At 70.9% G+C, this 18,077-nt stretch carries 17 protein-coding genes, 2 pseudogenes and 1 riboswitch; of the genes and pseudogenes, 14 read left to right on the top strand and 5 right to left on the bottom strand.

Translation table 11 applies throughout. From position 1 onward, the window contains the following. Position 1: 1 nt before the first annotated feature. Complete coding sequence (locus G9272_RS39480; RefSeq protein WP_171401013.1) at positions 2-838, bottom strand: helix-turn-helix domain-containing protein; 837 nt, start codon at positions 836-838, stop codon at positions 2-4. Between the two features lie 112 nt (positions 839-950). On the opposite strand from G9272_RS39480, the gene G9272_RS39475 reads away from it, so the two are divergent. The 5 genes from G9272_RS39475 to G9272_RS39455 all read left to right on the top strand — a co-directional run bounded on the left by G9272_RS39475 (position 951) and on the right by G9272_RS39455 (position 6,028). Beyond that, complete coding sequence (locus G9272_RS39475) at positions 951-1,547, top strand: NADPH-dependent FMN reductase (RefSeq protein ID WP_171401012.1); 597 nt, start codon at positions 951-953, stop codon at positions 1,545-1,547. 249 nt (positions 1,548-1,796) lie between these two features. Beyond that, positions 1,797-2,486 (top strand): DUF4232 domain-containing protein, encoded by a 690-nt coding sequence (locus tag G9272_RS45605; protein WP_171401011.1) that lies wholly within the window; start codon positions 1,797-1,799, stop codon positions 2,484-2,486. A gap of 135 nt (positions 2,487-2,621) precedes the next feature. After that, positions 2,622-3,815, top strand: a complete 1,194-nt coding sequence (locus tag G9272_RS39465; protein ID WP_171401010.1) for a sensor histidine kinase — start codon at positions 2,622-2,624, stop codon at positions 3,813-3,815. Positions 3,816-3,845: 30 nt separating this feature from the next. Further along, on the top strand, positions 3,846-4,538 hold the full coding sequence (locus G9272_RS39460) for a response regulator (RefSeq protein ID WP_171401009.1): 693 nt from the start codon (positions 3,846-3,848) through the stop codon (positions 4,536-4,538). Positions 4,539-4,660: 122 nt separating this feature from the next. Further along, positions 4,661-6,028 carry a M1 family metallopeptidase gene (locus G9272_RS39455; RefSeq protein ID WP_171401008.1) on the top strand — a complete coding sequence of 456 codons (1,368 nt, stop codon included), beginning with the start codon at positions 4,661-4,663 and terminating at the stop codon, positions 6,026-6,028. 57 nt (positions 6,029-6,085) lie between these two features. Here G9272_RS39455 and G9272_RS39450 read toward each other — a convergent pair whose 3' ends face one another. Then, positions 6,086-6,556 (bottom strand): ATP-binding protein, encoded by a 471-nt coding sequence (locus G9272_RS39450; RefSeq protein ID WP_171401007.1) that lies wholly within the window; start codon positions 6,554-6,556, stop codon positions 6,086-6,088. 206 nt (positions 6,557-6,762) lie between these two features. Here G9272_RS39450 and G9272_RS39445 point away from each other — a divergent pair, with 206 nt between their 5' ends. Continuing rightward, positions 6,763-7,215, top strand: coding sequence for a nuclear transport factor 2 family protein (locus G9272_RS39445; RefSeq protein ID WP_171401006.1), 453 nt, complete (start codon positions 6,763-6,765; stop codon positions 7,213-7,215). Positions 7,216-7,273: 58 nt separating this feature from the next. Here the strand turns inward: G9272_RS39445 and G9272_RS39440 are convergent. After that, a pseudogene (locus tag G9272_RS39440) lies at positions 7,274-7,651 on the bottom strand (DUF2083 domain-containing protein); the annotation flags it as partial. A 4-nt stretch (positions 7,652-7,655) separates the two neighbouring features. On the opposite strand from G9272_RS39440, the pseudogene G9272_RS39435 reads away from it, so the two are divergent. From G9272_RS39435 to folP, 4 genes and pseudogenes are all read left to right on the top strand, one after another. Next, positions 7,656-7,949 (top strand): annotated as a pseudogene (locus G9272_RS39435) (3-hydroxyacyl-CoA dehydrogenase family protein); the annotation flags it as partial. A gap of 202 nt (positions 7,950-8,151) precedes the next feature. Next, positions 8,152-8,382: riboswitch (cobalamin riboswitch) on the top strand. A 166-nt stretch (positions 8,383-8,548) separates the two neighbouring features. Then, a complete protein-coding gene (gene metE, locus G9272_RS39430; RefSeq protein ID WP_171401005.1) occupies positions 8,549-10,867 on the top strand; it encodes a 5-methyltetrahydropteroyltriglutamate--homocysteine S-methyltransferase in 2,319 nt (772 codons plus the stop codon). Between the two features lie 132 nt (positions 10,868-10,999). After that, positions 11,000-11,911 carry a methylenetetrahydrofolate reductase [NAD(P)H] gene (gene metF, locus G9272_RS39425; RefSeq protein ID WP_171401004.1) on the top strand — a complete coding sequence of 304 codons (912 nt, stop codon included), beginning with the start codon at positions 11,000-11,002 and terminating at the stop codon, positions 11,909-11,911. Continuing rightward, positions 11,904-12,755 (top strand): dihydropteroate synthase, encoded by an 852-nt coding sequence (gene folP / locus G9272_RS39420; protein WP_171401003.1) that lies wholly within the window; start codon positions 11,904-11,906, stop codon positions 12,753-12,755. Before metF ends, folP begins: the two co-directional genes overlap by 8 nt. A gap of 153 nt (positions 12,756-12,908) precedes the next feature. On the opposite strand, the gene G9272_RS39415 is transcribed toward folP, so the two are convergent. Next, entirely contained in the window at positions 12,909-14,090 is a 1,182-nt protein-coding gene (locus tag G9272_RS39415) for a cytochrome P450 (protein ID WP_171401002.1), read from the bottom strand. 320 nt (positions 14,091-14,410) lie between these two features. Here G9272_RS39415 and G9272_RS39410 point away from each other — a divergent pair, with 320 nt between their 5' ends. The 3 genes from G9272_RS39410 to G9272_RS39400 all read left to right on the top strand — a co-directional run bounded on the left by G9272_RS39410 (position 14,411) and on the right by G9272_RS39400 (position 15,794). After that, positions 14,411-14,893, top strand: a complete 483-nt coding sequence (locus G9272_RS39410; protein WP_171401001.1) for a MarR family winged helix-turn-helix transcriptional regulator — start codon at positions 14,411-14,413, stop codon at positions 14,891-14,893. A 2-nt stretch (positions 14,894-14,895) separates the two neighbouring features. After that, entirely contained in the window at positions 14,896-15,348 is a 453-nt protein-coding gene (locus tag G9272_RS39405) for a MarR family transcriptional regulator (RefSeq protein ID WP_171401000.1), read from the top strand. 74 nt (positions 15,349-15,422) lie between these two features. Continuing rightward, positions 15,423-15,794: a tetratricopeptide repeat protein gene (locus tag G9272_RS39400; RefSeq protein WP_171400999.1), complete on the top strand. Its 372-nt coding sequence runs from the start codon at positions 15,423-15,425 to the stop codon at positions 15,792-15,794. A gap of 66 nt (positions 15,795-15,860) precedes the next feature. Here the strand turns inward: G9272_RS39400 and G9272_RS39395 are convergent, their stop codons facing one another. Next, positions 15,861-17,258, bottom strand: a complete 1,398-nt coding sequence (locus G9272_RS39395) for a PepSY-associated TM helix domain-containing protein (protein ID WP_171400998.1) — start codon at positions 17,256-17,258, stop codon at positions 15,861-15,863. Between the two features lie 160 nt (positions 17,259-17,418). Here G9272_RS39395 and G9272_RS39390 point away from each other — a divergent pair, with 160 nt between their 5' ends. Continuing rightward, positions 17,419-18,063 carry a peptide deformylase gene (locus G9272_RS39390; RefSeq protein WP_171400997.1) on the top strand — a complete coding sequence of 215 codons (645 nt, stop codon included), beginning with the start codon at positions 17,419-17,421 and terminating at the stop codon, positions 18,061-18,063. The last annotated feature ends 14 nt before the right edge of the window (positions 18,064-18,077 follow it).

The following is an 18,077-nucleotide window of genomic DNA, read 5'->3' as shown; positions in this document are numbered from 1 at the left end:
GTCACGAGATGGCCCGGAGTCGGCCGTGGGGCCGTTGGCGGAGTTGCTCGACGGCCTGAGCCGTCTTGTCGTCGTCGGGAAGGAAGACGACGAGTTGCTGTGCGTCCGAGGAGAGTTCGAGCGTCTCGCGGCGCAGCCGGAGTTCGTGTCCGGAGGGGTGGTTGAGCCGGAGGATGCCTCGTCGTGGAACCACGTGGCGGTTCCGGCGACGGGTGAAGTCGGGTCCGGCGAGGACCGTGAGCTGCGCGGTGAGCCATGCGGAGTTCTCGGCGGACGGCCCGAGCCACAGGTCGAATGCCTGCTCGTCGGCGATGTCGTCCCAGTCGGCGAAGAACGTACGGGCGCGGGCGTCGGTGAAGACGTAGTGGGTGAGATTCGGGGGGTCGATGTCGAGCAGTCCGGCTGCGCTGGTCACCGACTCGTATGCGCCGGTGTGGGCGAGGACGTCGCCCAGCCGGTTGGTGACCATCGCGATGCCCGGTTCGAGGAGGCGGAGCGTTTCCAGGACCGCCGGTCGCACATCCCGGCGCGGTGGTGCGGGCCGGGTGTGGGTGGGGCATTCGCCGCCGGTGATCTTCGCGAGGTAGCGCAGGTGCTCGCGCTCCGAGAGGTCGAGGCTGAGAGCGTCGGCGAGCGCGTGGATCACCGCCACCGAGGGACGGCGGTCCCGGCCCTGCTCGATGCGGGTCAGGTATTCGACGCTGATGCCGGCCCGCGCGGCGAGATCCAGGCGCCGCAGCCCCGGTGACCGGCGGCGGCCGCGATCGGGAAGCCCCAGCGACTGCGGCTGGATGCTGTCGCGCTTGGCCCGGACGAAATCCCCCAACGGCGTGCCCATGCGATGAGGATAGGACGCTGCCCGCTGCCCGCGCGGTGCTCAGCGTGGCCCTGCGGGGGCCAGCCTGAGCTCGGTCTGGCTTCGGTCACGGTGCGGCCTGATCGTGGCGGGCATGGACAACGACAAGCACAAGCTGGTGATCATCGTCGGGAGCGTCCGGGAGGGACGGTTCGGCCCGGTCGTCGCCTCGTGGATCGCCGAACAGGCGCGCCTGCACGCCGGTTTCGACGTGGACGTCGTCGATCTGGCCGAGATCGACATCCCGCTCACGCTGCCCGCGGCTTCGCCGAAGTACGCCGGCGACGACTACCCCCGTCCGGCCGCGATGGCGCCTTTGACGTCGGCGCTGGAGAGCGCCGACGCGTTCATCGTGGTCACGCCGGAGTACAACCACAGCTACCCCGCCTCGTTGAAGGCGGCCATCGACTGGCACTTCACCCAGTGGACGGCCAAGCCCGTTGCCTTCGTCAGCTACGGCGGCGCGGCAGGCGGCCGACACGCGGTGCTGCACCTGGAGAACGTGCTGACCGAGTTGCACGCGGTGACCATCCGCGACGGCCTGTCCTTTCCGAACTACTACACCGCGTGGCAGGACGGCCGTCCGCTCGACCCCCAGGCCCCCGGGTACGCCAAGACCCTGTTCGACCAACTGGCCTGGTGGGCAGGCGCGTTGCGCACGGCACGCGAGACCACCCCCTACCCCGCATGACGACGGGCGATGGGTGACGGACGGGTCCACCGGAGGTTGACCCTGTCGTCGGCGCCGGTCTACGCCGAGCTGCCGCTCGACGCCGGAAGTTGACGGAGGTACTGACTCTCTGCCGGACGCCGTCGGCACCCTCGTTCTCCTAGCCTCGGCATCACCGGGACGACGTTTCGGCGGACCGGAGTCGAGAGCGGCCGGCGCGGCCGGCCACGGGGGAACACCATGAATGCTGCTGTGTGCAGGAACCGCAGGATGTCCAGGAGCCCCAAGGGCTGGAAGTCCTGGGCCGTCGGGGCCGCGGCGGTCGGCGCGCTCCTCGCGTCCACGGCGTGCGAGCCGGGTGAGGCCGACGGCGCGGGCTCCACCGCCTCGGACCGGCCGAGCGCGACGAGCCCGGCGAAGCCGGGTGCGACCGGCTCGGCCACGCCCGGTTCGACGGGTTCGGCCACGCCGAGCGGCGGTTCGGGCGCCACCGGGGGCGGCGGCAGCGGTGCCGTCCCCGCCTGCGCCGCGGAGGACCTCTCCTTCGGCACCACGCTCGAGGACGGAAAGGGCGAGGTCCCCAAGCATCTCCTCATCACCGTCACCAACGCCGGCGACAAGAAGTGCAACGTCTACCACTACCCGCACATCTTTCTCGGTGACTACGCCGAGGCCCGGTATCCGATCGACGTGTACGAGGACAGCGACCCGAAGTCGGGGCCCGTCACTCTCGCTCCGGGTGACGAGGCGTACGCGGCGCTGCTCGCCTCCGGTGTCCCCATGGACCAGTACGAGACGAACTCGATCACCCTCCTCCTCCACGGCCGCGAGCTCGGCAGCGACGGAAGCGAGCCGATCGGCGTCGACCTGCCCCGCAAGGTCGCGTTCGACGACGGTGCCCGCGTCACCTACTGGACGACCGCTTCCGGGTTCGCCCTGGACTTCATCATGTCCTCCTGACGGACCTCGACCGGGACCACTTCCCGGTCACTGAGCTTCGCCTGCCCTGCCGGGGACGTCCCCGGCAGGGCAGGCGATCATCTGCAACTCTCGTAGGAGGCGGATCAGTTGAGGACCGTCGTCTACCATGTCCGGATGCCCGCGACGGAGGCCTTCCGCCCGCGCCCGGTCAACGTCGCCCTCGCCGTCGGTTTCGCCCTCGCAGGCTGCCTGGCCGGTGCCTTCTACCATCCGGCGCCCTGGCGGCCGTTCGATCTGTGGGCATATCTGCTCACCTTGCTGATCGCCCTGTCACTCGCTCTGCGGGAGAACCGGCCGTTCGGCGTGCTGGTGATCACGGCGGCCGGCTTCGCCGGATATCTGCTGCTCGGATATCAGCCCTCCCTCAACTTCTGGGTTCCGGCGGTCGCGTTCATCTCCGTCGCCGCCCGGGAAGGACGCGGCCGCATCGTGTGCGGTACCGCGCTGCTCTCGGCGGTCATCGCCCTCAGCGGAGTGTGCGGCCGGCTGCCCTGGCCCGTCGTGCCCGTGCAGGCCCTGATCGTGCCGGCCGTCGCCTTCACCGTCGGGCTCACCCAGCGCCGTCTCGCCGAACGCAACGCCGAGTTGCGGCGGCTGACCGCCCTGCTCGATCAGCAGCAGCGCCAGGAAGCCCGCCGGGCCGTCCTCGACGAGCGCTTCCGCATCGCGCGCGAGCTGCATGACACGATCTCGCAGCACATGACGATCGTGACTCTTCAGGCCGGGCTGGCCGAGTACGTGTTCTTCACCGATCCTCCCTCCGCCCGCAAGGCGCTCGGCACCGCTGCCGCGGCCGGACGGGAGTCGCTGGAGGAGCTTCGCCGACTGCTGGTCGTACTGCGCACCTACGATCTCGGCGGCGCATCCGGTCCCGAGCATCCGGCCGACCCGGTCCCCGACGACCTGCTGGCCGACATCGACCGCATTCCCGCGCTCGCCGAGCGGCTGGAGGCGGCCGGCCTGCATGTCGAGGTCCGGTTCGCGGGAGAGCGCAGGCCCCTGCACCCGGGGATCGAACTGTGCGCCTACCGTGTCGTCCAGGAAGCCCTCACCAACGTCGTGAAGCACTCCGGGTCGGCCACCGCCGAAGTGGCCGTCCGCTACCTGGACGACGAACTACGAGTGGCTGTTCTCGACCACGGCGGCCCACTTTCGGCCACATCCACCGCCGGGTCCGGACACGGCTTGATCGGAATGCGGGAACGGGCCAAGATTTGGCACGGCTCGCTGACAGCCGGTACGCGTCCGGAGGGTGGATTCCAGGTGCAACTCAGTCTTCCCCTGGGGCAGGACCGCAACGGCGGCTGATCCGTGACGTGAGCATCTGCGAGGAGCGCTGTGGCCCGCATCCTGGTTGTGGACGATCAGCATCTCATCCGCTCCGGCATCGTCACGCTTCTGCGCACGGTGGAAGGGCTCGGCCCGGTCGTGGAGGCATCGGACGGCGTCGAGGCCGTCGCCGCGGCACGCGAGCACCACCCGGATCTGATCCTGATGGACATCAAGATGCCCCGGCTCAGCGGCCTCGCGGCCGCGGAGCGCATTCTCGCCCTCGGTCTTGACCCGGCTCCGCGCATCGTCGTCCTCACCACCTTCGACGACGACGAGTTCGTCTACGCTGCCCTGCGCGCCGGATGCAGCGGTTTCCTGCTGAAGGACATGCCGCCGCAACAGCTTCTCAGCGCCGTCACGGCGACCCTCTCCGCCGATCTCCTGGTGGCCCCGGCCCACGTCCGGCGGCTCATCGAGAGGCACGTCGTCCACCAGCAGCAGTCGCGGGCCGAGACAGACTCGACGAGCATGCTCACGGGCCGCGAGGTCGAGGTGCTCGGGTTCGTCGCCAAGGGTCTCGCCAACGAGGAGATCGCCGAGCACATGTGCGTCAGCGAGTCCACCGTCAAGACACATCTGCACCGGCTGATGACCAAGCTCGATCTCCACAGCCGCGCCCAGGCGGTGGTGTTCGCCTACGAATCGGGCATCGTGCAGGTCGGCGGCAGGCCGATGCGGCCGGACACCCCCGGCGCGTGACGGTTGCCGCGAGACCTGGTGGCGTGGCCGAAAGGTCCACGCAGGTCTGCCCAAGTCCGTTCCGTGGCTGGCGTGTTGTGGCAGTATCGGCTGGCATGTCGCCGTTGGCCGTGTGGCCGTCCATGCCCCGTCGTCGTCTGTTCGTCGTGCTGCTCGTGCTGCTCGCGGCGGTCGGCGCCGGTGTGCATGAGGCCGGCGCGGCAGCCGGGCCAGGGGTGTCCAGTGCCGCGGCGACGCCCGATCGCGCTCGCTACGACGTGACTCTGCGCTCCGACGCCGACGGCGGCCACTGGAGCGGACGGCAGCGGGTGTCGTTCCGCAACACATCCGATCAGCCTCTGCGTGAGGTGTACCTACGGCTGTGGGGCAACGGCGAGGACAAGTGCGGCACACCCGGTGCGCCCGCCCCTGTCATCGTGTCGAGCGTGGAGGGTGGCACACCGGGGCGTCCCGCCGTGGATTGCACGGCCCTGCGCATCGCCCTGCCGAAGCCGCTCGCGCGCGGCGAGCGGACGTCCGTCGCCTTCGATGTCTCCGTCACCGTGCCCGACCGCAATGCCCGCTTCGGCCGTGAGGGCGCCTACCGCTTCCTCGGCAACGCGCTGCCGGTGCTCGCCGTGCACGACGCGAGGGGGTGGCACCTCGACCCGTACGTGGCGCTCGGTGAGAGCTTCTACGCGCTGACGAGCGACTTCCGAGTCCGCCTCGACCACCCGTCGACCCTGAAAGTGCCCGCGACCGGTCACACCCGGACCCTCCCCGGCGGCCCCGGCCGTACGGTCACCCTCAGCGTCGCGGACCGGGTGCGGGACTTCGCGTGGGCCGCGGGCCCGTTCCGCACGGCGACGCGGACCACGCCCGGGGGCGTGCGCGTGAAGTCGTACTGGACGCCCGACACCCCCGCCGCGGGCGTCCGTCTCAACGGCACGGACGCCGTCGCCGCGATCGACCGGTTCGGCCGGGAGTTCGGCCGCTATCCGTACGGCGAGATCGACCTCGTGATGACCCCCCGGTTCGGCGGCGGCATGGAGTACCCCGGCCTCGTCCTCCTCGGCACCACCGAGGAAGGCAGCGCCGTCGTCCATGAGCTGGCGCACCAGTGGTGGTACGGCATCGTCGGCAACGACGAGTACACCTCACCGTGGCTGGACGAGAGCTTCGCCCAGTACGCCAACGCCCGCTTCTACGGCTGGGAGACCAGCGACTGCTGGTCGGACGTCTACTGGCCCGACGACAACACCGCGCTGACCGCCTCGATGGCCTACTGGTCGCAGCACCGCGGCGAGTACCACCTCGTCTACACGGCCGGGCCCTGCGCCCTGGCCGACCTGGAACGCACCCTCGGCGCCGACACCATGGCACGGCTCCTCGAACGGTACGTCCAGGACCACTGGTACGGCGTCTCCACCACCGCCGACTTCAAGAGGGCCGCCCAGTCCATGACGGACGAGGACCTCCGCCCCTTCTGGGAGACCCACCGCATCCGGTGACGGCGTGCTCGACGCAGGTCGAGCCGCACGCGCGGCCGGAGAGGACCTGCCGCTGTGTCAGGTGCGGGTGGTGCTGTCGCGGGGTGTGGCAGCCAGGGCGATGCGGGCCGTGATGCGTTTGCCGACCGGTTCCTGCTCGATGAAGAGGTCCTCGGTGACGGCCTTGACGATCTCCATGCCGTGCTGGCCGATTCTGCCGGGATCGTTTGCCCGGGCCGCGGGAACGGTCGGGTCGCTGTCCCACACGACGACGTCCACCGCATGGGCGGTGAGGCGCAGTTCCATCAGGACGGGGCCGGAGGCGTACTTGTGGGCGTTGGTGACCAGCTCGCTGACCACGAGCTGAGTGAGGTCTCGCGCGCGTGCCGGATCGGGCAGGCGATGGTGGTCATGGGCCTGGTCGATGAAGGCGATGGCGTGGTGGCGGGCGTCTGCGATGCAGCCGTCGTCCGCGCCCAGGGCGTATCCGGCACGCATCAGGTGGCCGTCCAGCCCGGTACGGCCGTCGCCTCCGGCGTGGGATTCCACGTGTCTCGCCCTCACTCCCCCGGTCACGTGCGCCGGTACCCGCGATCGCGCCATGCATGCCACGGGATGCCGTTCGGCACAGCCGCCCGGGTCCATGCCGCCGTGGTGGTGGGGCAGATCCTCGGCGACCGCTCGGACGAAGCCCCGCCGAGGCCGACTTGCTGCGATCTTGACCTCAAGTGCGGTTGAGGGCAGACGCTTTGGCTATGACCACGCAGACGGATCACACCGAGATCAGCACGCTCATCAGCCGCTTCTTCCGAGCCCTGGACGAGCGGAAGTTCGATGGTGACTGGGCCCGTGGCTACCTCACCGACGACGTGCGAACGGTGACACCGATAGGCGCGGCCGACGGCGTCGAAGCGATGGCGCACGCCGAGGAGGCACTCGAGCGGTACGCCCGCACCCAGCACATCGCCTCCGATGTCCTGGTCGACGTCGAAGCTGCGGCGGGGAGAGCCACGGCGTCCTGGAACGCGTTGATGACGCACGTTCACCACGACGCCACGCTTCAGCAGCGCGGTGAAGGCGCCAACCCTCTCTTCACGGTGGGCGGCTACTGGGAGGCCGAACTCCGGCGCGTACGCGAGGGCTGGCGCATCAGCCGCATGTCCGTCCAGGCGATGTGGACCACGGGTCAGCCGCCCGAGCTCGCCTGACAGATCCAGCCGACACCGGTTGCATGAGGAAGGTCACGCGGCCGTCGCTCGGACGTGGTCATCCTTGCGGAAGTACCGGGTACGGCACGAACGTGGTGCTGTTCTGGTCGATCCGCAACGGCCGCCCGAGGGGTGGTGCGGCGCGCTGGGGGCGGTCGAGGCGTTCGCAGACGCGGCAGCCCATGCCGATGGGGGTGGCGGCGGAGGCGTTGGCGAGGTCGAGTCCGTCGGAGTGGACGAGCCGGTGGGCGTGGCGGATCTCGCAGCCGAGGCCGACGGCGAAGGTCTTGCCGGGTTCGCCCCAGCCGCCACGGTGCCGGGTGATCGCGCGGGCCGTCCACAAGTAGCGTTGTCCGTCGGGCATTTCGGCGACCTGGACGTGGATGCGGCCGGGCACGGCGAACGCCTCGTAGACGTTCCAGAGCGGGCAGGTGCCACACTTCGTCGTCAACGCGCTGCTCGTGCCGTATCTGCTGGCGGCCGTCCGGATGGCGGAGTCCGGCTTCGCCACCGCCGCCGACATCGCCGCCGGTATGGAACTGGGCTGCGCCCACCCCGTGGGCCCGCTGAAGCCGGCGGACCTGATCGGCCTGGACACCGTGGCCTCCATCGCGGAGTCCCTGTACGACGAGTTCAAGGAACCCCTCCACGCTCCGCCCCCGCTGCTCCGGCAGATGGTGGAAGCCGGGTTGCTGGGCCGCAAGACCGGCCGGGGATTCCAGGTGTACGGCCGGGACCGAGCACCCTGGCGCGACCGGGCCGAGAGGCCCGGGCCGTACCGCCGGTCGAGGGATCCGGCGGTTGTGCCCAGGCGACGGGCGGGAAGCGCGAGTGCGGCGCTTCCCGCTCTCCGCGCATTCCAAGCATGCCGAACGCGTGTTCCACCTCACCATCCGAATGCCGGACGTGATCCGCCGCACCAAAGGACTGCCCCCTAGGCTGGCGGGTGCAGCTGGTTCGCCCCGTCCGCCAGGCGGGATGCGTCGCAAGAGGGAACCCGGTGGAAATCCGGGACTGCCCCGCAGCGGTGAGCGGGAACGACGCCGTCATACGCACTGGACCCACGAACAGGGTCTGGGAAGCGACGGCCAGTAGGTGTCTCGTACGACCCTTGTACGACGAGACGTGCCCGTGAGTCCGAAGACCTGCCCGTTGCCCGCGCACGAAAGGACTCGTGCGCGGAGATCCCGGTGACCTCGTGGGCGGGTCGGCGTACATATCAGGCGGATGACCGCGCTGTGCCGCGCGAGGTCGGTTCCGTCCGGTTCGTCACCCCTTCGCGCTCGCGTCCCGTCCCGGGATCCCAGGGAGATGTCTCGCGAAGGAGATTTCCGTGACAGCGAAGTCCGCAGCCGCGGCAGCACGGGCCACCGTGTACGGCTACCCCCGCCAGGGCCCGAACCGGGAACTGAAGAAGGCCATCGAGGGCTACTGGAAGGGCCGCGTCACCGCCGACGCCCTCCGAACCACCGCCGCCGAACTGCGCGCCGCCAACTGGCGGCAGCTCGCCGACGCCGGCATCGACGAGGTCCCGACCGGCGACTTCTCGTACTACGACCACGTCCTGGACACCACCGTCATGGTCGGCGCGATCCCCGGCCGCCACCGCGCCGCCGTCGCCACCGATCCGCTCGACGGCTACTTCGCCATGGCACGCGGCACCCAGGACGTCGCGCCGCTCGAGATGACCAAGTGGTTCGACACCAACTACCACTACCTGGTGCCCGAGTTGGGCCCGTACACCGTCTTCACGGCCGATCCGGCCAAGCAGGTCGCCGAGCTCGGGGAGGCCCTCGCCCTCGGGCTGGGCGCCCGCCCGGTGCTGGTCGGCCCGGTCACCTACCTGCTGCTCGCCAAGCCCGCCCCGGGCGTGCCCGCGGACTTCGAGCCGCTCACCCTGCTGGACCGGCTGCTGCCGGTGTACGCCGAGGTCCTCGCCGACCTGCGCGCGGCCGGCGCCGAGTGGGCACAGCTGGACGAGCCCGCCCTCGTCCAGGACCGCACCCCGGCCGAACTGGACGCCGCCGCCCGCGCCTACCGCGATCTCGGCGCCCTCACCGACCGGCCCAAGCTCCTGGTCGCCTCCTACTTCGACCGGCTCGGCGACGCCCTGCCGGTCCTGGCCAAGGCCCCCGTCGACGGGCTCGCCCTGGACTTCACCGACGCCGCAGCCGCCAACCTCGACGCCCTCGCGGCCGTGGGCGGCCTGCCCGGCAAGCGGCTGATCGCCGGTGTCGTCAACGGCCGCAACGTCTGGATCAACGATCTGGAGAAGTCCCTCGCCACCCTCGGAACCCTGCTCGGGCTGGCCGACCGGGTCGACGTGGCCGCCTCCTGCTCGCTGCTCCACGTGCCCCTCGACACGGCCCTGGAGCGGGACATCGAGCCGCAGATCCGGCGCTGGCTGGCCTTCGCCCGCCAGAAGACCGCCGAAGTCGTCGCCCTCGCCAGGGGCCTGGCCCTCGGCACCGACGCGATCACGGGCGAACTGGCCGCGAACCGGGCCGACCTCGCCGCCCGGGCCAACTCCCCCATCACCCACGACCCGGCCGTCCGCGCCCGCGCCGCCGCCGTCAGGGACACCGACGCCCGCCGCTCCCAGCCGTACGCCGAGCGGGCCGCGGCCCAACGCGCCCACCTCGGCCTGCCCCTCCTGCCGACCACCACCATCGGCTCCTTCCCGCAGACCGGCGAACTGCGCACCGCCCGCGCCGACCTGCGCACCGGCCGGATCGACACCGCCGGCTACGAGGAGCGCATCAGGGCCGAGATCCAGGACGTCGTCTCCTTCCAGGAGAAGGCCGGACTGGACGTCCTCGTGCACGGCGAGCCCGAACGCAACGACATGGTCCAGTACTTCGCCGAGCAGCTCACCGGGTACCTGGCCACGGAGCACGGCTGGGTGCAGTCCTACGGCACCCGCTACGTCCGCCCGCCGATCCTGGCCGGCGACATCTCCCGCCCCGAACCGATGACCGTGCGCTGGACGACGTACGCCCAGTCCCTCACCGACCGCCCGGTCAAGGGCATGCTCACCGGCCCCGTCACCATGCTCGCCTGGTCCTTCGTCCGCGACGACCAGCCCCTCGGCGACACCGCCCGCCAGGTCGCCCTCGCCCTGCGCGACGAGGTCGACGACCTGGAGACGGGCGGGACTTCGGTGATCCAGGTGGACGAACCCGCGCTGCGCGAGACCCTGCCGCTGCGGACCGTCGACCGCCCGGCCTACCTGGCCTGGGCCACCGAGGCGTTCCGGCTCAGCACCGGCGGAGTGCGTCCGGACACGCAGATCCACACCCACATGTGCTACGCCGAGTTCGGGGACATCGTCCAGGCCATCGACGACCTCGACGCCGACGTCATCAGCCTCGAAGCCGCCCGCTCCCACATGCAGGTCGCCCGCGAACTCGCCGCGCACGGCTACCCGCGCGAGGCCGGACCGGGCGTCTACGACATCCACTCCCCCCGCGTCCCGAGCGCCGAGGAGGCCGCCGAGCTGCTCCGTACCGGCCTCAGGGCCATTCCCGCCGAGCGTCTCTGGGTCAACCCCGACTGCGGCCTGAAGACCCGCGGTTGGCCCGAGACCCGCGCCTCGCTGGAGAACCTGGTCGCCGCCGCCCGCACGGTCCGTGAGGAACTCTCCGCGCCCTGACGGCAGGCCGAGCGGCCGAGCAGGCCGGGGGAGGAAGCACTCGCCGTCCTCCCCCGGCATCGGCATCGGCATCGGAGACAGCATCAGCAGGTCGACAGTCCACGAACTGCGACGATCGGACGGCTTGTTCACATGGCGCTCGGTATCCCCAGCACAAGAGCAGACAGCGCAGTATCCATTCGCGACCTCCTCGCACGAGGTGGCCGCTCCTACTCGTTCGAATTCATGCCGCCTCGCGACGCGGCGGCCGAAGCCGGACTCTGGACCGCGATCCGCCGGCTGGAGGCCCTGTCGCCCGCTTTCGTCTCCGTGACGTACGGTGCCGGCGGCTCGACGCGAGGCCGGACCGTCGACATCACCGGGCGGATCGCCCAGGAGACCACCCTCACCCCTGTCGCCCACCTCACCGCGGTCGACCACAGCGTCGCCGAGCTGCGCAACATTCTCGGCCACTACGCCGACCAGGGCGTGCGCAACATTCTCGCTCTGCGCGGAGACCCGCCCGGTGACCCGCTCGGCCCCTGGACCAGGCATCCGTCGGGTATCCGGTACGCGGCCGAACTGGTCAGCCTGATCAGGGAGTCCGGGAACTTCTGCGTCGGCGTCGCCGCTTTCCCCGAGATGCACCCGCGTTCCTCCGACCGGGACAGCGACATCCGCCATTTCGTCGCCAAGTGCCGGGCCGGAGCGGACTATGCCGTCACCCAGATGTTCTTCGACGTCGAGGACTACCTGCGCTTCCGCGACCGTGTGACGGCGGCCGGCTGTGAGACGCCGATCATCCCGGAGATCATGCCGGTCACCACCATCCGCTCACTGCGACGCATTCCCACTCTCTCCACCGCCGCCGTCCCGGCCCGACTGGCCGAGCGCATGCTCGCCGTGCAGGAAGACCCCAAAGCGGTCAGAGCACTCGGCATCGACCATGCGACCGAGATGTGCCGCCGCCTGCTTGCCGAAGAGGCTCCCGGACTGCATTTCATGACCATGAACTTCTCGACGGTGACGGCCGAGATCTATCAGAACCTCGAGCTCCATGGATGAGCGCGCGACTCCCTCACCGGTGGGAATCCGTCGGCCTTCGCTGGTCGGGATCGTCAATATCACCGCGGATTCGTTCTCGGACGGGAACCGATTCCTGACCGCGCAAGCCGCGGTGACGCACGCGCGCCGGCTGCGCTCGGACGGGGCCGACGTCATCGAACTCGGGCCTGCCGCGAGCCATCCGGGGGCCCAGAGGGTGACCGCGGACGAGGAGATGGGGCGGCTGGCCGACGTCGTCGATCAGCTGGTCGCCGAGGGTATTCCGGTGTCGGTCGACTCCTTTCAGCCCGCGACGCAGCGGTTCGCCGCCGCGCGTGGCGCCAGGTATCTCAACGACATCCAGGGATTCGGCGAGCCCGCCCGGTACGAGGAGCTCGCGGACACCGACTGCCGGCTCATCGTCATGCACTCCGTACAACGTCACGGCCCCGCGACCAAGGTACGGACCGATCCCACGGAAGTGTGCAGGGGCATCGAGGAGTTCTTCGCCGAGCGCCTGGCAGCACTGGAGACGGCAGGCGTCCGTCACGACAGGCTGGTCATCGACCCGGGGCTGGGCTACTTCCTGGGCAGCGGTCCCGAACCGTCGCTGCGGACCCTGGCCCATCTGGAACGGCTGAAAGCACGCTTCGACGTACCGGTGCTGGTCTCCCCGTCCCGGAAGTCCTTTCTGCGGACGCTCACGGGGAGCGCTCTTCCCGAGATCGGCCCGGCCACCCTGGCGGCGGAGCTGTACGCCGCGCGCAGCGGGGCCGACTACATCCGCACCCACGACGTCGCCGCCCTCCGCGACGCGCTCACGGTCTTCGAGGCCCTGGAAATGGCCAAGGAGGGTGGGTGGTGACATCCCGGCGCTGGACGAAACGCTCGGCGCGCCACGTCCGCGTCGTGCCGGATCAAGGTGAAGGGCAGGGCCACGCCGACACCACCGCTCGGGCAGCCTTGAACGCGTTCCGCTCCCGGCCGCACCAGCTCACGGGTGTCGATGGGTGTCGGGTCACTTTCTCGCGACAAGTCGGACGGGGATCTCGGCGTAGGTGTTGAGCAGCGTGTTCTCCGCGATCACCGGATCGCCGGTGAGTTCGATGCGCTCGACGGCCTCGAGAAGCGCGTGGATCAGGGTGTTCAGTTCGAGGCGGGCCGCGCCCTGTCCGACACAGCTGTGCGCTCCGTATCCGAATCCGAGGTGGTCCAGCGGATTGCGGCGGAGGTCGAACTCGTCCGCGCGCTCCCACTTGCGTTCGTCACGGTTCGCCGAGGCGAAGAGGGTCCACACCCGCGCGCCCTGCGGGATCGTCACCCCGCCGAGCTCCGTGTCGCGCGCCGCGACGCGGGTGAGGCCCCGCAGGGGACTCTCGAATCTGAGCAGCTCGTTGATCGTCGAAGCCACGAGCCCGGGCTCGGCGCGCAGCGCGGCCCACTGGTCCGGACGCTCGGCGAAGACGACGAGGAAATGGCCGATCGCCGCGGCCGTGGTCTCCAGCGACGGTCCGATGAAGTCCACGAGGAGGAGCGGGCACTTCTCCTGGGGAATGACACCCTGATCGGCCGCTTCGAGCATGGCGGCACCGGGGCTTCCCGGCGCGAGTTCCCTGTCGGCCGCGAGTTCGTGGGCGAACTCGAACAGGCGCCGCGTCATCTCCAGGTTGTGCGGGGTGCGTTCCGTGACCGGACCGAGCAGGTCGTTGCCCACCTGCCCCCACTCGTAGAGGTGCTCCCGGTTGCGTTCGGGCAGTCCGAGGAAGTCGGGGATGACCGCCATCGGCATCGCCTGGGCCAGCTCGGCGACGCCGTCGATCTCGCCCCTGGCGACGACTTCGTCGACGAGGTCCCGCGCCTTCCGGGCGACCTCCTCACCGCGACCGCGCAGAGCGCGGGGACGCAGTCCGGCCCCGACGACGGAGCGCAGCACGTCGTGCTCCGGCGGGTCGCTGACGAGGGTGACGCCCCGCATCATCTGGTTCACGACCGGGTTGAATCCCACGCCCTCGCCGGAGATGAAAGCGGCGTGATCGGCCAGCGCGGCCTTCACCTCGTCGTAGCGCGTGACCGCGTACACGTCCGGTTCGCGCAGCCGGACGACGGCGCCCAGCTCGCGCAGGTGCCGGTACTGCTCGTAGCGGGTGCGCTGATCCGAGGTCGCGAACATGTCGATCTCGGTCATGGGTACGACGGTCACGGGTTCCTCCACTGAGCTGCTGGCGACGATGGCCGACGAACCCGGTCCAGGTGCCGGAACGTGCACGGCCATGCCGGTCGGGGCGGTCCGGGACGCGGCGCCGGTGGGTGGCGCAGTCGACGTCGACCGACGTGTCCCGACTCGCGGTCCGAGCGGAACACGCCGCACACCTTCGCTTCTTCGTTCGAGCCGGACGCATCCCCCTGAGCCTGCTTCGGCGCAAGTCGCAGCAAACCCGGTTTCCCGACTCTCGTGTCACTCCCGACGCAGCAGCAGAGATTAAGTAGCCATGGACATAGTAGCCATGTACTCTATCGACCATGAGTGAGCGCAAGGGTCCCGAAGGGGCGACGCCCGGGTTTCTGGTGTGGCGGCTGTCGACGAAGTGGCGCGTGGCCGTGGACCGGGCGGTGGCCCCGCTCGGCCTCACCCACGCCCAGTACTCGCTGGTCGCCTCGCTGTACGGGATGCAGCGAGGCGGCGAACGACCCAGCCAGCGGCGTCTCGCCGACCACACCGGCCTCGAGCCGCTCTATGTCTCCAAGCTGGCGCGCGCCCTGGAGTCCGCCGGCCTGATCGAGCGCACCCGGGATCCCCGCGACCCGCGCGCCGTACAGCTCGCTCTGACCGAGCGGGGCCAGGACGTGACACAGCGGGCCGTCAAGGTGGTCCAGGGGCTGCTGGAGCAGCTGTTGGAACCGCTCGGCGGCCTGAAGAGCCCGCGAACCCGCGCGCTCACCGGCGAACTGGCCCTTCTGCTCGACGTACCGCTCGACCTCACCGACGAGAGAACGCAGGAGTGACGATGACCGACACCGCACCGCCCGTCGGCGGCCGCACCATAGGGCTGGCCCACTACGCGGGCCGCGCCGTCCTGGAGCGAGTCCTGGCACGGCACGGCGCCACCTTCCAGGAGCAGATCACCCTGCGGGCGGCCGTCACCGCCGACGGACCGCTGGAACGCGGCGCGCTCGTCGAGCGGGTGACCGACGCACTCAAGACCGAAGCGGCGGACGTACACGCCACCGTCGACGGGCTGCTCGCCGCAGGGCTGCTGGCGGCCGACGGCCCTCTGGTCCGGCCCACGGACGCCGGGCGTGAGCTGTTCGCCGTCGTCGGCGCCGAGACGGGCGAGATCTCGGCCCGGATCTATGCCGGGATCCCGCCGGAGGACCTGGCGGCCACCGGCCGCGTCCTCGCCCGCGTCACCGAGCGGGCCGAGGCGGAGCTGGCGGAGCTGACCCGCGCGGCTCGGTAGCGCACCCACGCCCCCCTCCAGGTAGTGGAATATTCAACCACCATGCCCGGTTGTCGGCCTCGAAGGAGGCACGAGTGGACACCACATACGAGACGACCGACAACACCGCCTACTACGCCCACGGAACGCCGGCCGAGCGGTGGGAGCGGGCGCAGCTGTTCTTCGCCGCGAAGGAGTACGCCGCCGCCGCGCGGGTGCTGGTCGGGCTGGTCGAGGAGGTGCCGGAGCAGACCGGACCGCGGCTGCTGCTGGCCCGCGCCTACTACCACTCGGCCCAACTGCTCCGCGCCGAGACCGAGTTGCGGCTCATCGTCGAGCGGGACCCGGTGGAGCACTACGCCCGGCTGATGCTGGGCCGCACCCTGGAGCGACAGGGGCGGCACACGGAGGCGGGACCGCACCTGCGGCTCGCCGCGGCGCTGGCCGGGGACTTCCCCGAGGCCTGAGCCCGGGACGACGAGCGGCCCGGCGGTGACTTCTGCCGCCGGGCCGCTCGTCGTGCACAGGCTCGCTCAGGCAGCCGCCCGCCGCCCCCGCCGGTGCGCGATCTCGCCGAGGACGACGTCCACGACCAGGAAGCCGGCCAGCGGGATGCCGAGGAGCGGGACGAAGTAGGCGACCACGGCGACCGCCGCCATCAGCGGGACGAGGACGTACGGCGGGACCTGCGCCCAGGCGCCGCGCGGGATGGGCCGGCCGAAGGCGGAACCGCGGCCGCGCTGCCACCACATGCGGTATCCCCACACGATCAGCAGGATCAGGGACCCCGCGAGAAGCATCAGCGCGAGCTGGTTGACCAGGCCGAACAGGACGCCGGTGTGCAGGTCGATGCCCCAGCGGGTCAGCTTGGCGAGCAGCGGGTAGTCGTCGAACCGCAGCACGTCGGTGACCTCGCCGGTGGCCGGGTCGATCGCCACCGCGTCCTGCTTCTCGGGCCAGCTGCGCTGCACCTGCTTGACCACGTACGCGGAGGAGGCGTCCGCGGGCGGGACGATCTCGACCGGGTCGCCCAGGCCCTCGGCCCGCGCGGCGGCCAGGATCTCGTCGAGGCCGACGCCGTGCTCGCCGTCCCCGCCCGCGCCGGAGGCCGTGTCGTGACCGGCGTGCTCGCCGCCGCTCGCGGCCGCCGAGACCGACGGGGTGGCCTGGCCGAGCGAGGTGCGCAGTACGTCGATGTTGGCGCCCGCATAGGTGGACCAGGTCAGTCCGGTCGCGGACAGGAAGATGAAGCCGGCGGCGGCCCACACGCCGACGGTGCCGTGCAGACCCAGCGTGCGGCGCCGTCCGGCGGTGCCGCGGACCTTGCGCAGGGCGCGCCGCCGGGAGAACCAGAGCACCAGACCGCCGCCCGCGATCACCCACAGCCAGCTGGCGGCGAGTTCGCTGTAGAGGCGGCCGTTCTCGCCGAGGTGCAGATCGCGGTGGAACTCGTCGATCCAGGTGCGCAGCGGCAGCGCGCCGGTGGAGCCGTACTGCTCCAGCGCGCCGCGCACCTTGCCCGTGTACGGGTCGACGAACACGGCGAGGGTGTGGGTGGCGTCGACGCCCTTGACGCCGGACAGCATCACCCGGGTCGTGGCGTCGTCCTCCGGCGACGGGCGGACGGCCGAAACCGTACCCTCGGGGTAGGCCTTGCGGGCGGCGTCCACCTGCTCGGACATCGACAGCGACGCGTCGCCGACCGGCACGGTCATCTCGTGGGAGTACACGAGCTTCTCGGCCTGGAACGCGCCGGCGTAGAGGAACCCGGTGGCTGCGGCGACCAGCAGGAACGGCGCCACGAACACGCCGGCGTAGAAGTGCAGACGCAGTATCAGCGGGCGCAGCGGGGCCCACGGACCGCGGGACTTCGGCGCGGGGGCCGCTGCTTGCGGGGCCTCGTCCGTGGTTGTCGGGGGAGCGGTGGACATGGTGGGGCTTCTCCGGGGGCAGGAGGAGTGGGTCGGGGTCAGCGGCCCGGGGGACGTTTTTCAGCCGTGACGCACCAGTAGTCGGCGGCGGACGGCGCCGAGTTCCCGCCACTTCGAGTGACGTGAGTCACATGCCATGCGGTCGTGGCATGCTGGCCCGATGGCATCTCCCAGTCCCCGCGCGCCCCTTGCCGAACGGATCGAGGAACTCCTCGCCCCCGGCGGCCCGTTGCCCATCGTCGCGGCCGGAGACCCGATCCTGCGGACGGGCACACCGCGCTACGAGGGCCAGCTCGACCCCGCTCTGCTGGCCCGGTTCGTCGAGGCCCTGCGCGTGACCATGCACGCGGCGCCGGGCGTCGGCCTCGCCGCCCCGCAGGTCGGTGTGGAGCTGCGGATCGCCGTCATCGAGGACCCGGCGCCGGTGCCGGAAGAGGTGCGGCTGGCCCGCGGCCGGGTGCCCCAGCCGTTCCGGGTCCTGGTCAACCCGTCGTACGAGCCGGTCGGTTCGGCCCGTGCCGCCTTCTTCGAGGGCTGCCTGAGCGTGCCGGGCTACCAGGCGGTGGTGGCCCGGCACGCCGAGGTGCGGCTCACGGGTGCGGACGAGCACGGCCGGCCGCTGGACGAGGTGTTCGGCGGCTGGCCCGCCCGTATCGTCCAGCACGAGACGGACCACCTCGACGGTCTGCTCTACCTCGACCGGGCCGAACCGCGCTCGCTCTCGGCCAACCAGGCCGTGCTCGAACGCTGGACGCAGCCGACGGCGGAGCCGGCCGCGAGGGCGCTGGGGTTCGAACTCCCCTGAGGGGCAGGCCGGTA

Source organism: Streptomyces asoensis, assembly GCF_013085465.1.
In the GTDB taxonomy this organism is placed as follows: Bacteria; Actinomycetota; Actinomycetes; order Streptomycetales; family Streptomycetaceae; genus Streptomyces; species Streptomyces cacaoi_A.
This window is presented reverse-complemented; position numbering and strand designations above follow the sequence as displayed.

Excerpts from the sequence above, each read along its gene's own strand:
- G9272_RS39445 (WP_171401006.1), top strand. The coding sequence starts at position 6,763 with ATGACCACGCAGACGGATCACACCGAGATCAGCACGCTCATCAGCCGC.
- G9272_RS39455 (WP_171401008.1), top strand. The coding sequence starts at position 4,661 with ATGCCCCGTCGTCGTCTGTTCGTCGTGCTGCTCGTGCTGCTCGCGGCG.
- G9272_RS45605 (WP_171401011.1), top strand. The coding sequence starts at position 1,797 with ATGTCCAGGAGCCCCAAGGGCTGGAAGTCCTGGGCCGTCGGGGCCGCG.
- G9272_RS39475 (WP_171401012.1), top strand. The coding sequence starts at position 951 with ATGGACAACGACAAGCACAAGCTGGTGATCATCGTCGGGAGCGTCCGG.
- G9272_RS39390 (WP_171400997.1), top strand. The coding sequence starts at position 17,419 with ATGGCATCTCCCAGTCCCCGCGCGCCCCTTGCCGAACGGATCGAGGAA.
- folP (WP_171401003.1), top strand. The coding sequence starts at position 11,904 with ATGGATGAGCGCGCGACTCCCTCACCGGTGGGAATCCGTCGGCCTTCG.
- metF (WP_171401004.1), top strand. The coding sequence starts at position 11,000 with ATGGCGCTCGGTATCCCCAGCACAAGAGCAGACAGCGCAGTATCCATT.
- G9272_RS39395 (WP_171400998.1), bottom strand. The coding sequence starts at position 17,258 with ATGTCCACCGCTCCCCCGACAACCACGGACGAGGCCCCGCAAGCAGCG.
- G9272_RS39465 (WP_171401010.1), top strand. The coding sequence starts at position 2,622 with ATGCCCGCGACGGAGGCCTTCCGCCCGCGCCCGGTCAACGTCGCCCTC.
- G9272_RS39480 (WP_171401013.1), bottom strand. The coding sequence starts at position 838 with ATGGGCACGCCGTTGGGGGATTTCGTCCGGGCCAAGCGCGACAGCATC.
- G9272_RS39410 (WP_171401001.1), top strand. The coding sequence starts at position 14,411 with ATGAGTGAGCGCAAGGGTCCCGAAGGGGCGACGCCCGGGTTTCTGGTG.
- G9272_RS39405 (WP_171401000.1), top strand. The coding sequence starts at position 14,896 with ATGACCGACACCGCACCGCCCGTCGGCGGCCGCACCATAGGGCTGGCC.